Origin of the sequence: Frankia sp. AvcI1 (assembly GCF_001420875.1) — a bacterium.
GTDB classification, from domain to species: domain Bacteria; phylum Actinomycetota; class Actinomycetes; order Frankiales; family Frankiaceae; genus Frankia; species Frankia alni.
Genome location: NZ_LJFZ01000006.1, coordinates 134,912 through 148,337, shown reverse-complemented (window position 1 = coordinate 148,337; position 13,426 = coordinate 134,912). Strand labels below are relative to the sequence as shown.

Here is a 13,426-nt window from a genome sequence, read left to right as displayed (position 1 = left end):
NCCGAGTTCATGTCCCAGTACGGCGACTTCTTCCCGGAGAACCCGCAGTCGCTCGAGGAGCTGGTCGACGCGCTGGCGCGCCGGTCGGCGGCGGCCGCCCGGCTGCTCGCCGGGCTCACCCCGCAGCAGCGCTCCGAGCTCGCCGACCTGATGTCCACCGCCATGGAGGATCTGGGCCTGGCGGCCGAGATGTCCCGGCTCGCCCAGGCGCTGCGCGCCTCCCGCCCGGACCTGAACTGGGGCGGCCGGGCCCGTGGCCGCGGCGGCCGGCTCGGCGAGGGCCTCACCGGGGACGAGCCGCTGGGCCTCGGCGACGCCACCTCGGCGCTGGAGGAGCTCGCGGAGCTCGACGAGCTCGCCTCCGCCCTCGGGCAGGACTACGCCGGCGCCTCCCTGGAGGACATCGACCCGGATGCGGTCGCCCGGGCGCTGGGCCGGTCCGCCGTCGACGACCTGCGCAGCCTCCAGCAGATCGAGCGGGAGTTGGAGCAGCAGGGGTTCATCACCCGCCGGGCCGGCAGCCNGGAGCTCACCCCCCGCGCGGTCCGCCGGATCGGGCAGGCGGCGCTGGCCCGGATCTTCCGCCAGGTCTCCGCCCGGGGCCGCGGCGACCACAACCTCACCGACGCCGGTTCGGCCGGCGACCTGCTCGGCACCTCGCGGGCCTGGCAGTTCGGCGACACCCAGCCGATCGACGTCGTCCGCACGGTGCGCAACGCCGTGCTGCGCGCCGGGCCGACCGGCAAGGGCCGGCCGGTGCGGCTGGAGGTCGGCGACTTCGAGGTCGCCGAGACCGAGCGGCGCACCACCGCCGCGGTCTGCCTGCTCGTCGACCTGTCCTACTCGATGGCCCTGCGTGGGACGTGGGGGATCGCGAAGTCGACGGCGCTGGCNCTGCACACCCTCGTCAGCACGTCGTTCCCGCAGGACAAGATCCACATCATCGGTTTCTCGGACTACGCCCGCGAGCTGCGGCCGGTGGAGCTCGCCGGCCTCGACTCCGAGATGGTTCAGGGCACCAACCTGCAGCACGCGCTGCTGATCGCCGGCCGGCTGCTCAGCCGGTACCCGCAGGCCGAACCGGTCGTCATGGTCGTCACCGACGGGGAGCCCACCGCGCACCTGCTGCGCGACGGCACCCCGTCGTTCTCCTGGCCGCCGATGCCCGAGACCCTCGAGCTGACCCTGGCCGAGGTGGACCGGCTGACCCGCCGCGGGGTGACCATCAACGTGTTCATGCTCGACGACGAGCCGCGGCTCGTGCAGTTCGTCGAGGAGATGGCCCGGCGCAACGGCGGGCGGGTGCTCTCACCCGACCCCACCGCCCTCGGCAGCTACGTCATCCGGGACTACCTGCGGTCCCGGGGACGCCACCGCGTCGCCCGCTGACCCGCCGGGGACGTCCCGCGCCGGTCGTGTGGGTGCGGCGGTCGGTGTCGATGTCGGCGGAGCCGGGGTCGGCGGCGGAGCCGGGGCGGTCGGGGTGAGGGCGGGGTCGGCGGCGAGCCGCTCCCAGAACTCCGCCACGAGCCGCTCGTAGGCGAGACCCAGGTCCAGCGTGCGCCGCAGCGTCCAGACCATGGCGTCCGGCGGCAGTGCGGCCAGCGTGCGGTAGACCTCCAGGTGCGCCCGGTGCGCGGCGGCCTGGGCGCGGGCGAGCCGGGCGACGTCGCCGGGGCGGCCGAGGTCGGCGAACGCGAGTTTGAGCAGGCCGAGGTCGCGTAGTTCGGTGCGCCCGGGATCGGGCGAGGAGAGCCAGTCCTGCAGGCTGCGCCGGCCGGCGTCGGTGATCCGGAAGGTGCGCCGGCGCCNACCCCCGGTCTCCCGCTCCTCGGCCAGCAGCCCGGCCTCGGCGAGGCGCGGCGGCTCCTTGTAGAGCTGCGCGTGCGGGAACGACCAGTAGTNCCCGACCGATTCGGCCACCGCCACCTTGAGGTCGTAGGGGGTGGCGCTGCCGCGCCGGGCCACCTCCCCGAGGACCAGGTACGACACCGGTGTCAGCGCGATCTCCGCCATGGTCTCCATAATACGGCTTGACTCATACCGTCTCATTGAGACTATTCTGATCTGGAGGACAGTCCGAGTCAGACGATTGTGGAGGTGGGTCACCATGCCGACGATTCCCTGGACCGCCCCGCGCGACGGCAAGGCCCGCGGCGCCGAACCCGAGGGCACCAGCGCCGCGGGACGCACCGGTGGTGCTGGTGGTGCTGGTGGTGCTGGCGACGCCATCGAGGACGGCGCCATCGAGGTCATGGCCTCGCACTTCGTCCTCACCTCGACCAGGCACACGATCGCGATGCTGCGCTCGGCACTCGCCGTGCGGCGGGCCGTGCTCGCGGCGCCCGGCGCCCTCGGCGTCTCGCTCGTCGCCCGGCCGCTGCGCCGCGAGTACTTCACCCTGTCCGCGTGGATGGACCGGGCCGCGCTGGACGCGTTCGTCGGCAACCCGCACCACCGGCAGGCGATGCGCCGCCTCGGACCCGCGATGGCCCAGGCCCGGCTCGTTCACTGGCACCCGCCGGCCAGCGCCGGCGCCCCCACCTGGGCGCAGGCCCACGAGCACCTCGCCGCGCCCGCCGACTGACCGCACCCCACTCTCNCCCGCCGCGGGGCATCTGACCGGCACCTGGCGAGGGGCCGCCGCGCCCCGCCCCAGCAATCTCGAGTTCTGCTACTCTGCGCGATCGTGAAGTCACGGTGGGCAGGGGAAGGCGTGGCCGGCGCGAGGCATCGGGCGAGCCTGCGGCAGCGCGGGCCGCAGCCCCGGCCACCGGTCCGTTCGCGGCTGGTCGCCACCGTGCTGCTGACCGCGGGCATGGGACTCGCCCCCACGACCATGCCGGCCGATCCCGCTCAGGCCGCGCCGGGCGGCGCGGTCCTCGCGGACGGCCTGCGCGGCTCTGTCGGCCTGCCGGGCGCGGGGGCGCGGCCGGTGGTCGGCGGCCCGCCGATCGCGGGTCCCGACGCCGGACTGGTCCGGCCGGCCGACCTCGCCGCCGAGATCACCCGGGGGCAGCCGGCGCCGCTGTCTGCACCCGGCGCGGTGACCGACGCCGAGCAGCGCGCGGTCGAACGGTACTGGACGGCCGAGCGTCGCGACCGGGCCTTCGGCTCCCACACCACCGACCGGGCCGACGCCAAGTCCGGCACCGCGGCGGCGGTGGGCACGCCGTTCGCCGACGACCCGAGCCCCGGGCTGTCGAGCACGCCCCCGCCGCCCAGCGACGGCACGCCGTACACCCGGGGCGGTCTGGTCACGGTGACCACCGGCCGACTGTTCACCACCATCGGCGGCGCCGACTTCGCGTGTTCGGCGAGCGTGGTGACCAGCCCGGGCCATGACCTCGTCGTGACCGCGGGGCACTGTCTGCATGGCGGCGCGCGCGCGCAGTTCGCCCGGCGGGTCGCCTTCGTCCCCGGCTACACCGACGGGACCATGCCGTACGGCATCTGGACCGCCCGCCGGCTGACCGTGACACCGGGGTGGGCGGGCGGCTCGAACTTCGACGTCGACGCCGGCTTCGCGCTGTTCAACACCCACGGCGGCCAGCACATCGAGAACGTGGTCGGCGGCCAGGGCATCGCCTTCGGCCTGCCGAGCACCTCCGCGCAGTACAGCTTCGGCTACCCACGCCTGTCGCCGTACGACGGCAGCCAGCTCATCTACTGCGGCGGGCCCGGGTCGGTCGACCGGTACGGGGGCCCGTCGATCGGCGTGCACTGCCGGATGACGGCGGGCGCGAGCGGCGGTCCGTTCATCACCGGGTTCGGCCGGCTCGGCCCCGGCCACGGCTGGATCGACGGGGGGGTCAGCTACGCCTACGCCGGCTCCACCGACCGCCTGTACGGGACGTACTTCGGCGATGCGGTGAAACTGCTCTATTACCAGTCCTTCCCGCTCTGAGGGCGCCGAGCCCCGCGAGGCACGACCCCCCAGAGCACCGGACCTGCACAGGCGGCCCACAGCCGGTGCTCAGGCGGTCGGTGCACAAGGGTGAGGAGTCGGTCGGTACCGTCTGCGCATGCCGCATCCGGGCAGCTTCGGGCTCCTCCTCACCCTGCACGTCCTTCTCGCGATCTTCGTCATCGGACCGCTGACCCTGGTCTGCGCGGCCATTCCCCGGCTGCTGCGGGCCGGGCCGGGCGCCCTGCCGATGCTGCGGCTCGCCGCCCGGCTGGTGCGCGGGTTCGGGCTGGCCTCGCTGCTCATCGCGGTAACCGGCGCGGGGATGGTGCACCAGGGGTCCTTCGGCAGTGTGCGGTCGTTCAGCGACTCCTGGCTGCTNGGCTCGCTGGTGCTGTGGGTGGTGGCNTGCGGGATCTGCCTGGCGGTCATCGCACCCGGCCTGTCGCACGCCGTCGCCGAGATCGACGCGGGCGGGGACGCCCGGCGCCGGCTCGGCACCGTCACCGGCGGCGCGGTGCTGAGCTCCGCCTGCTGGGTCGTGGTCGTCGCCCTGATGGTGGTCAAACCCGGCGCGTAGGCCGGGGGCGGCGCCTCGACGGCCGCACGGCCGCTCAGCTCACGGCCGCTCAGCTCACGGCCGGGATCAGCTCGCGGCGGCGAGGTAGTGCCGACCGGCCTCTCCACGGTCGACGACGTCCTCCAGCTTGTCCAGCACCCGGTCCCACACCTGCCGGGGCAGGTCGTGGCCCATCCCGTCGATCTCCAGCAGCTCCGCGGCCGGGATCGCCGCGGCCGTGAGCCGGCCGCCGATCACGGGAACGAGTGGGTCGGCGCCGCCGTGGACGACGAGGGTGGGCGGGCGCAGCCCGGCGAGCTCCGCGGTGCGGTCCGGGGCGGAGAGCACCGCGGCGACCTGGCGCAGCAGACCGTCGGGGTTGGCCCGCCGGTCCCAGTAGATCTCGGCGCGCCGGCGCACCCACGCCTCGTCCGGCGCGAACTCCGGCGAGCCGAGCACCCGATACGCCTCGTGCGCGGCGAGGACGGACTGCTCCAGGTCGAGCGGCGCCGGGCGCAGGAACAACCCGATGGCCTCCCGCGTCGGCTGCACCCGGTGGTCGCCGGGGTGCGACATCACCGACGTGAGGCTGCGGACCTGCCCCGGGCTGCGCAACGCCGCGATCTGGGCGATCATGCCGCCCATCGACAGGCCCAGCAGGTGCGCCGACTCGACGCCGAGCGCGGTGAGCAGGCCCAGCGCGTCGGTGGCGAGGTCGGCGAGCCCGTAGGGGGCGAGGTCGAAGCGCCCGGCGATGATCGCCCCGAGGTCGGGCCGGCCGAGGTGATCGAGATGGGTGGACAGGCCCACGTCGCGGTTGTCGAAGACGATCGCCCGGTAGCCGCGCCGGGCGAGCGCGGCGAGCAGGTCGGGATGCCAGCCGACGAGCTGCTGGCCAAGGCCGCCGATCAGCAGCAGCGGCAGACCGTCGTCGTCGCCGTGGATCTCGTAGGCGAGGTCGATGCCGTTGACCGTGACGATGCCCATGGTCGGAAGGTAACCATCCCGTGGCTGGCGCGCACGTCTTCCAGGCCAAATCGAGCCANCCTCNCCCAATCGGGCCGCTGCGCCCGCCGAGGAGGCGGAGCCCACCGGTCCTCCCGCCACGCGTGGGCACCCATCCTCGGCCAGTCGCTACTTTATGCATCCCGACAACTCCATAGAGTAGCGACGTGTAGCCCCTCCGTCAGGCGACCCGCCACCCGCCGCCCGCCCGATCTCCCTGGACGACAACACGTGATCTTTCCGACGATCGAGTTCGCGGCGTTCTTCGTCGTGGTGATGGCGCTGTCCTGGCTGCTGATGCCCCGACCGGCGCTGTGGAAGCCGTTCGTCCTCGNCGCGTCGTACTTCTTCTACGGCTTCGCCGACGCCCGGTTCGTCCTGCTCATCGTCGCCTCGACCCTGATCAACCAGGCCGCCGCGCGGGCGATCCACCGCTTCCGGGACCGGCGCATCCTCGCCGCCGCGATCGCCTGCGACCTCGGCCTGCTCGGCTGGTTCAAGTACTACGGCTTCTTCGCGCTGTCCGTCGATCGCGCCCTGGCCGACGTCGGGCTGCCCGCGCCGCTCCCCCTGCTCCAGGTGGCGCTGCCCATCGGGATCTCGTTCTTCACCTTCCAGGCGCTGAGCTACGTCATCGACGTCCACCGGGGGACCAGCGCGCCGGCGCCGCTGCTCGACTTCGCCGTCTACGAGGCGTTCTTCCCGCACCTCGTGGCCGGTCCGATTGTGCGGGCCAGCGAGTTCCTCCCGCAGCTCGCGACGCCGCGCGACCCGGCCCGGGTGCCGACCACCCGCGCGGCGTTCCTCATCCTCGGCGGGCTGGTCAAGAAGGTGGTGCTCGCCGACGTCCTCGCCGCCCGGCTGGTCGACCCGGTCTTCGACGCCCCGGGCCAGCACTCGTCCGCGGAGATCCTCGCCGCCGTCTACGGCTACGCCGTCCAGATCTACTGCGACTTCTCGGCCTACTCCGACATCGCCATCGGGATCGCGCTGCTGCTGGGCTTCCGCTTCCCGGACAACTTCGACCGGCCGTACGCGTCGCGCAGCCTGCAGGAGTTCTGGCGGCGCTGGCACATGACCCTGTCGCGCTGGCTGCGCGACTACGTGTACCTGCCGCTCGGGGGGAGCCGACGCGGACGTCGCCGGACCTACCTGAACCTCATGATCACCATGACTTTGGGCGGCCTGTGGCACGGCGCGTCGTGGACCTTCGTGCTGTGGGGGGCGCTGCACGGCGCGGCCCTGGTCACCGAGCGCCGGCTGCGGACCTGGCGGGCGAGACAGGCGCGGCGGGCGGACGCCGCCGGGCTCGCCCGCATACCGCTGCCGCGCGCCGCAGCTCCGGCCGCCCCCCAGAGCGCCGCCGGGGGTGCGGCTCGAAGCGCCGCCGGGCCGCCGAGTGCGGCTCGGAGCGCCGCCGGGTCGCCGAGTGCGGCTCGAAGCGCCGCCGGGCCACCGAGTGCGGGCCGGGTCGGCGGCGCCGTGCGCGGCTGGGCGGCCCGGCTGGCTGTCTTCCACTTCGTCTGCGCGACCTGGGTGCTCTTCCGCGCCCCGAATCTGGCCACGGCGGGCCGGCTGTTCGCGCGGCTGTTCACCGCGGGCGGCCCGGCGCCGCTGGTCACCCCCGCGGCGCTGGCCGCGATCGTGGTGGGCCTGGCCACGGCGGCCATCCCGCCCGGCTGGTGGGCCGCGACGCGGGCCCGGTTCGCCGAGGTGCGCCTCGGCCCCCAGATCGCCCTGCTGACCGCCTCGATGATGGTCATCTACGCGGTCGTCGGCCAACAGGACGTCGCCCCCTTCATCTACTTCCGCTTCTGAGCAGGGACGTGATCCTNGCCGCCGCGGCTCGGGCTGGCACGGCTCGGGCTGGCACGGCTCGACCTGACGGACCGAACAAACGCCGATCGGGTCGACGNCCGTCCACCCGCGCCGGCATCTGCCGGCGGCACGCGCACCGCTCGCCGAGGGCGGGCACTCCACCGCGGGCGAGGGGGACACGGCGCCGAGGGAGCGGGGTCAATCACCTGAGGCAGTCGGCGCGCAACGGAGGATGAGGTTCGGCTTCCCTCCTCCCCGAGCCGCCGATGGAGTCCCCGACCATGACCGAGCGCGACGATGCGGTGCCGACCTGGCCGCCGGCGTCCGCGCCACCGCCCGTCGGAGCACCACTGCCCGTCGGAGCACCACCGCCCGTCGGAGCACCACCGCGGACCCCCGGTGCGCCACGGAGCCGTCTCCTCGCGAAGGGCCGTCCACCTGACCAGACCCCACGCGGACCGCGGGGCGGTCACGTCAGCCAGGACTCTCGACCGCTCCAAGCCGCCGGGGCAGAGATGCCGGCCCCGTCGCCGGCACGCCATCGCGCCCGGCTCGCGCGGGTCGAGGCGGACGCCGTCCCGGCTCGGCGCGCCCTGCTGCTGGTCGTCGCCGTGCTGGGGCTGCTCGCCGTGCTGCGCGCCCCCGCCATGGTCCATGCCGGCGAGGGGATGCGGCCGGGGCTCACCCGCACGATCGTGCTGAGCGCGGCGCGGCCCCTCGAGCGGGCGACGCACACGGCGCGCCTCGACGCGCCGGACCGCTGGCTGACCCGAGCCTTCGGCCACCCATCCGCGCCGCGCGGCGGCGATTCGGAGCTGGCGACCGCGGCGAGCCGCTACGCGGAGGCGGGAACGGGCGGAGGAACGACGGCGCCGGACCGCCCAGGCCACGCCGGGACACCCACCGCCCCGCCCGTACCCGCCCCGCTGCGCTCGCCCACCGCCGCCGACCCGCTGCGGGTGCTCGTCACCGGCGACTCCCTGACCGAGTCCCTCGGCCCCACCATCACGAACACGGCTCCGGGCACGATCCGGGCACGGACCGAGACCCGGTTCGGCACCGGTCTGGTCCGCCCCGACTTCTTCGACTGGGCCGCCCATGCCCGCGACCAGGTCGCCGGGCGCAACCCGGAGNTGGCCGGCACCCCGGAGCTGATCATCGTCGCCATGGGCGGTAACGACGGGCAGGGCATCACGCTCCCCGACGGGACGGTGCTGCCCGCCGGATCGGCCGGCTGGGAGGCGGAGTACCGGCGGCGGGCCAGCGTCGTCATGCGGATCTGGACCGGGAACGGCGCCAGGCGGCTGCTCTGGCTCGGCCTGCCACCGGCCCGCTCCCACCGGCTGAACGGTTACTTCCACCAGCTGAACGCGGCGACGGCGGCCGCGGCGGCGGGGGTGAGCGGCGCGAGCTACCTCGACCTGACCCCGTGGCTGTCGAAGGACGGCGCCTACAGCGACTACCTGACCGGCGCCGGCGGCCGGGACGTGCTCGCCCGGTCGCGCGACGGGGTGCACCTGACCCTCGACGGGGCGCGGATCGCCGCGGCGCACGCGCTCGACGCCGTCCGGAGCACCTGGCAGCTGCGGTGATGCCCGCTGCCACCACCAACCACCAACCGCCGACCACCGACCGCGATCAGCGGACGCGGAACCCGAAGCCGGCGCCGTCGAGATCCGCCCGCGCCCCGGTCACCGCCGCGCGGGCGTCGGCCAGCACCCCACGAGCGGAGGGAGAGGTGGCGCCGGCGGCGTCGAGCGCGGCCAGCAGGTCCTCGGCGAGCACGGCGAGCTGATCAGGCAGGGCGTGGGCGGCGAGCCTCGGCGGACGCATCCCGACGGGCGCCCCCGTGCCGATCCGTTCGCCGAGCGNGGCCAGTTCGTCGAGCAGCTGGACCGTGCGCTCCGCCCGAGTCAGCCCCGAACCCACCGCGACGTCCCAGGAAGAGCCGACCCATCCCCGGATGCGGCGGATGAGCAGGCCCACCTCCCGACTGAGATCACCGACCTCATCGGACATCCGGGCATGATACCCCACAGGGCCCGAACGGGGCCTTGCCCTTTGCTGTGGCATGGGGCACGCTGGCGACATGAGCCGTTGACGTCGGGTTTTACTTCTGGAGGCGCGCATGTCGCTCAACCGCTCCCCGCAGACCCACCAGAGCCTCATCGAGCGGATTCCGAAGGCAACGGGGCACGGGGTGAACCACTGGCTCAGCCGGCTGGACGACGGTCCAGGCCTGCTGCGCTTCACCGAACGGGTGAACTGGCTACGCGCCGAACACGACCTGCCACACAGCTTCGCGGCCGCCCTCGTCCACGAGGCGGACCTGCGGCGGCGGGCAAGCCGGGCGTAGGCCCCCGCGGCGCCGCGGNGGTCCTGCCTGGCCTCGACGGGCCTGCCTGGCCGCCACGGCGCCGGTCCCGCGCCACCGCCACCACGGTTTGCGTTCCACTGTTCGCGGCCCGCGGTTCACCTCGCGGGGTCCACGTCCCGTCGGACAGAATGTGTGGATGGATCTCGATGCCGCCACCGCGTTCGTCCGCGATCATCACAGGGCGGTGCTGAGCACCACCCGCCGGGACGGCAGTCCGCAGATGTCGCCGGTGACGGTCGGGGTGGACGCCGAGGGTCGCCTGCTGATCAGCACCAGGCTCACCGCGTACAAGGTCGGTCACGTCGAACGGGACACGACCGTGCGGCTGTGCGTGCTGCCGGACGACTTCTTCGGACCGTGGGTGCAGATCACCGGCACCGCTGAGATCGTCCGGCTGCCGGCGGCGATNGAACTCCTCGTCGGTTACTACCGCGACATCTCCGGCGAGCACCCCGACTGGGACGACTACCGGGCCGCGATGGTCCGCGACCAGCGCTGCATCCTGCGGATCACGCCGACCGCCGCCGGCCCGGACCACTCCGGCTGACCCCGGTCAGGAGCTGATCCGGTCCAGACGAGACGCGCGCCGGGCTGCTACTGGCGCAGCTTGGACAGCAGCCGCAGCATCTCCAGATAGACCCAGACGAAGCCGACCAGCAGGCCGAAGCCGGCTCGCCAGGCCTCGGAGCGCGGAGCGCCGGCGGCGATCGCCCGCTCGATGTAGTCGAAGTCGAGGATGAACTGGAGGCTCGCGACGCCGAGCACCAGCACGCTGAACAGAATGCCCAGCGGCGTCGCGTCATTGATCACCGGCAGGTGGCTCCCGCTGACCGCCCTGACGACGAGGTCGACCAGGCTGATCAGGATGACGCCGAACAGCACCCCGGTGACGATGCGGGCCATCCGCGGTGTGGCCCGCAGCCGGCGGCTGCGGTAGGCGAGGAGCATGACGACGAAGATCAGACCGGTGCCGAGNAGCGCCTGCGGGACGATGCCGGCGAAGTCGTCCTCGTAGAAGCGCGAGATCGCCCCCACCGCGACGCCCTCGATCAGCGCGAAGGCGATGACCAGCGACGGGCGCAGCCGATTGCGCATCGACACGACGAGGCTGATGACCAGAGCGACGAGTCCGGCGGCCAGCGCGATGCCCGGTGCGTCCCGCCCGACCACCCAGCCGACGGCACCGCCGACACCCAGCAGGGCGAACAGCCCCAGCGTGTGCACGACCACGTCGTCGACGGTGAGGGTGGTCGGCTGCCGGTAGTGGCTGGCGAGCTCCTCCGGGGTGGGCGTCGGCGGCGGCGCGAACCCGCCGCGGCGCAGCACGGGGTTCGAGGAACGAAGGTCGGCCATCGAGCCGGCTCCTCTCGGTCGCCGCCGGAGCGGCGCCACCGTCATCAGTTGGTGCACACGTCAACCACGCAACGANCCCCCCGCCCGGGACGTTCCCGCCGGTCGGTGGGCGCCGTGGGCGGGAGTCCTCGAACCGCGGGCACTGAAGCTGTAACGAATCAGAGACGGAAAGTAGCGGATTCGACGGCGCACCTAATCATTGCGTCCCCGCACCGCGACTCACCTCACCATGGCGACGAAGCCTTCCATGCCGACCACCCGCGGCGTTCACCAACGCGCGCGGGCGATCAGCAATGGATTGTGCCGGTGGTCGGAGTCGAACCGACACTCGAGCTGTTTTTAGGACAGCCTCCTCTACCAGTTGGGATACACCGGCTCGTCTACATCGCTGATGTTTCTACCACGCTACGTAGGGTCTGGGAATAACACATCGCGGAAAAAGTGGTCCGGAGATGGCGGCCCCGCCGAAAGCGTGACTCTTCGTGACTAGGGTGCTGCCGCATTGCCATCCCCGCCGATCAGTGGACGACCCAGATCACCGGAAAGCCGAGCTCGCGGCTCGTTAGCGGCGTCGGGCCAGTCCGGAGATGCCGGATTCCCGCCCCCACCTTGGTGTCGTTAAGCGGCGGCCGCCGGTGAAGCCGCAGCGGCCGGTGAAGCGGCAGCGGCCGGTGAACCCCACGGGAGGCGGGGATTCACCGGCCGCCGTGGGGTCGTGGCGGGGCCCGCGGGCGCGGGCGACGGTCAGCTCCGGTGCTGCGCGGCCTGCGAGTTCGCCTCTGCCGCCGGGATGGCGGGCGCGGGCGTCCCAGGGGGGGTGGGCACGGCGGCGGGCGTCTCGGGGGAGGTGGACGCGGCGGGCGCGGCCTTCTCGGTGGTGGCGTCGGCAGCATCGGCGGCGTCGGCGGCGTCGATCGCGGCCGGGGTGCCGGGGGCCGCGTGTATGCCCGCGGCCGGTGCGGACGCGGGGGCCGCCACCCGGCGGAACTCCGCCCGGGGGTCGGCGAACGAGCCCAGCGAGACGATCTCGCGACGGAAGAACAGCGCCAGGGTCCAGTCGGCCACCACGCGGGCCTTGCGGTTCAGCGTGGGCACCCGGCTGAGGTGGTACGACCGGTGCATCAGCCACGCGGGCCAGCCCCGCAGCCGGACCCCGTAGATCTCGGCCACGCCCTTGTGCAGCCCCAGGGACGCCACGCTGCCGGCGTAGCTGTGCTCGTAGGGCCTGATGGGCTCGTGCCGCAGCTCGGCGAGGAGGTTCTCCGCCAGCCGGCGGGCCTGGCGGACGGCGTGCTGGGCGGACGGCCCGGTCGTCGCCCCCTCGCCCTTGGTCAGGTCGGGCACGGCCGCGCAGTCGCCGGCGGTCCAGGCGTCCGCCACCCCGTCGACCTGGAGGAAGGCGGTGGCCCGCAGCCGGCCACGGTCGTCGAGCGGCAGGTCGGTCCGGGCGAGCACGGGGTTCGGCTTGACGCCGGCGGTCCACACCACGGTNCCGGCCTCGAACCGCTCACCGTCGTCGAGAACGGCATTGCCGTCGAGCAGACTTTCGACCCTGGTGTTCAGCTTCACCTGGATTCCGCGGTGTTCGAGCTGCTTGACCGTATACAGCCCCATTGCGGGCGAAACCTCGGGGAGAATACGACCGGTCGCCTCGACGAGCACCCAGCGCATGTCGGCAGGCGCCAGATCCGGGTAATAAGAACACGCATCACGTGCCATGTCCTCGAGTTCGGCGAGGGCCTCGATTCCGGCATATCCGCCGCCGATGAAGAGAAAGGTGAGCGCGCGTCGCCGGACGGCGGCATCGGTGGCCGACGCGGCCGCGTCGAGGCGACTGATGACCTGGTTTCGGAGATAGATGGCCTCGGCCGCACTCTTGAATCCGATTCCCTGCTCGGCCAGTCCCGGTATCGGGAGTGTGCGCGCCACCGAACCAGGACAGATCACCAGGATGTCGTACTTAAGGTCGAAAGGGTCTCCGAGAAGCGGCTGCACGGATGCGGTGCGTCGCTCGTGCGACACCGTCACAACATGGCCGCTGATGATCCGGCAGCCCTTCAGCACCTTGCGTAGCGGTACGACGACGTGACGTGGCTCGAGGTTGCCGGCGNCCGCCTCCGGGAGAAACGGCTGGTAGGTCATGTATGAGTTGGGTTCGACGACGGTGATGGTCGCCTCGTCCCCGTCCAGCTTCCGCTGAAGCCGCAGGGCCGTGTACATGCCGACGTATCCTCCGCCGACGATGAGGATGTGCGGTGCCTGCCCATAGCCCATGCAAAAACGGTACCCGCGGGGGCCGGCTTACACCCGGCAAGGAGCCGGCCGACCCCGCCTATTCCGTGACGCAGGACACCAATACGGACGACCCTTCGGCCCAACTCGTCACCGAAGGAGGAGTGCCGTGGCT

At 73.1% G+C, this 13,426-nt stretch carries 8 protein-coding genes, 1 tRNA gene and 12 pseudogenes; 11 read left to right on the top strand and 10 right to left on the bottom strand.

Features of this window, described 5'->3' with window-relative positions:
• Position 1 precedes the first annotated feature (1 nt).
• From UK94_RS44755 to UK94_RS44745, 3 pseudogenes are all read left to right on the top strand, one after another.
• Positions 2-523: pseudogene (locus UK94_RS44755) on the top strand (hypothetical protein); the annotation flags it as partial.
• A 1-nt stretch (position 524) separates the two neighbouring features.
• Positions 525-893 (top strand): annotated as a pseudogene (locus UK94_RS44750) (hypothetical protein); the annotation flags it as partial.
• A 1-nt stretch (position 894) separates the two neighbouring features.
• Positions 895-1,389: pseudogene (locus UK94_RS44745) on the top strand (hypothetical protein); the annotation flags it as partial.
• Here UK94_RS44745 and UK94_RS44740 read toward each other — a convergent pair.
• The 3 pseudogenes from UK94_RS44740 to UK94_RS73160 all read right to left on the bottom strand — a co-directional run.
• Positions 1,309-1,811: pseudogene (locus tag UK94_RS44740) on the bottom strand (PadR family transcriptional regulator); the annotation flags it as partial. The pseudogenes UK94_RS44745 and UK94_RS44740 sit on opposite strands and share 81 nt — an antisense overlap.
• A gap of 1 nt (position 1,812) precedes the next feature.
• Positions 1,813-1,904, bottom strand: a pseudogene (locus UK94_RS44735) (PadR family transcriptional regulator); the annotation flags it as partial.
• 1 nt (position 1,905) lies between these two features.
• Positions 1,906-2,016: pseudogene (locus UK94_RS73160) on the bottom strand (PadR family transcriptional regulator); the annotation flags it as partial.
• Positions 2,017-2,110: 94 nt separating this feature from the next.
• Here UK94_RS73160 and UK94_RS08615 point away from each other — a divergent pair.
• A complete protein-coding gene (locus UK94_RS08615; RefSeq protein ID WP_011607267.1) occupies positions 2,111-2,587 on the top strand; it encodes an antibiotic biosynthesis monooxygenase in 477 nt (158 codons plus the stop codon).
• 129 nt (positions 2,588-2,716) lie between these two features.
• The gene (locus UK94_RS08610; RefSeq protein WP_235487086.1) at positions 2,717-3,907 is read left to right on the top strand and encodes a hypothetical protein; all 1,191 of its coding nucleotides are present in this window, start codon (positions 2,717-2,719) and stop codon (positions 3,905-3,907) included.
• A gap of 646 nt (positions 3,908-4,553) precedes the next feature.
• Here UK94_RS08610 and UK94_RS08600 read toward each other — a convergent pair.
• Positions 4,554-5,453 carry an alpha/beta hydrolase gene (locus tag UK94_RS08600; protein WP_011607270.1) on the bottom strand — a complete coding sequence of 300 codons (900 nt, stop codon included), beginning with the start codon at positions 5,451-5,453 and terminating at the stop codon, positions 4,554-4,556.
• A gap of 353 nt (positions 5,454-5,806) precedes the next feature.
• On the opposite strand from UK94_RS08600, the gene UK94_RS08595 reads away from it, so the two are divergent.
• The 6 genes and pseudogenes from UK94_RS08595 to UK94_RS44720 form a co-directional block, all read left to right on the top strand.
• Positions 5,807-7,289 (top strand): MBOAT family O-acyltransferase (locus UK94_RS08595; protein WP_235487083.1); only part of this gene is annotated, 1,483 nt, incomplete at its 5' end.
• 515 nt (positions 7,290-7,804) lie between these two features.
• Positions 7,805-8,422: pseudogene (locus UK94_RS44730) on the top strand (DUF459 domain-containing protein); the annotation flags it as partial.
• Position 8,423: 1 nt separating this feature from the next.
• A partial coding sequence (locus UK94_RS44725; RefSeq protein ID WP_235487081.1) for a DUF459 domain-containing protein occupies positions 8,424-8,881 on the top strand: 458 nt, incomplete at its 5' end.
• A gap of 536 nt (positions 8,882-9,417) precedes the next feature.
• Positions 9,418-9,645: a DUF4287 domain-containing protein gene (locus UK94_RS08580; RefSeq protein WP_011607274.1), complete on the top strand. Its 228-nt coding sequence runs from the start codon at positions 9,418-9,420 to the stop codon at positions 9,643-9,645.
• Positions 9,646-9,802: 157 nt separating this feature from the next.
• Positions 9,803-10,074 (top strand): annotated as a pseudogene (locus UK94_RS08575) (TIGR03618 family F420-dependent PPOX class oxidoreductase); the annotation flags it as partial.
• Between the two features lies 1 nt (position 10,075).
• A pseudogene (locus tag UK94_RS44720) lies at positions 10,076-10,213 on the top strand (PPOX class F420-dependent oxidoreductase); the annotation flags it as partial.
• Positions 10,214-10,260: 47 nt separating this feature from the next.
• Here the strand turns inward: UK94_RS44720 and UK94_RS44715 are convergent.
• From UK94_RS44715 to UK94_RS44695, 6 genes and pseudogenes are all read right to left on the bottom strand, one after another.
• Positions 10,261-10,641, bottom strand: a pseudogene (locus tag UK94_RS44715) (Bax inhibitor-1/YccA family protein); the annotation flags it as partial.
• Between the two features lies 1 nt (position 10,642).
• Positions 10,643-11,019, bottom strand: a 377-nt coding sequence (locus UK94_RS44710; protein ID WP_235487079.1) for a Bax inhibitor-1/YccA family protein, incomplete at its 3' end; no start/stop codon positions are given.
• A 301-nt stretch (positions 11,020-11,320) separates the two neighbouring features.
• A tRNA-Leu gene (locus tag UK94_RS08565) sits at positions 11,321-11,395 on the bottom strand.
• A gap of 368 nt (positions 11,396-11,763) precedes the next feature.
• A pseudogene (locus UK94_RS44705) lies at positions 11,764-12,510 on the bottom strand (FAD-dependent oxidoreductase); the annotation flags it as partial.
• A gap of 1 nt (position 12,511) precedes the next feature.
• Positions 12,512-13,129: pseudogene (locus UK94_RS44700) on the bottom strand (FAD-dependent oxidoreductase); the annotation flags it as partial.
• 1 nt (position 13,130) lies between these two features.
• The coding region (locus UK94_RS44695) for an FAD-dependent oxidoreductase (protein ID WP_268761258.1) at positions 13,131-13,293 on the bottom strand (163 nt) is incomplete at its 3' end.
• Between the last annotated feature and the right edge of the window lie 133 nt (positions 13,294-13,426).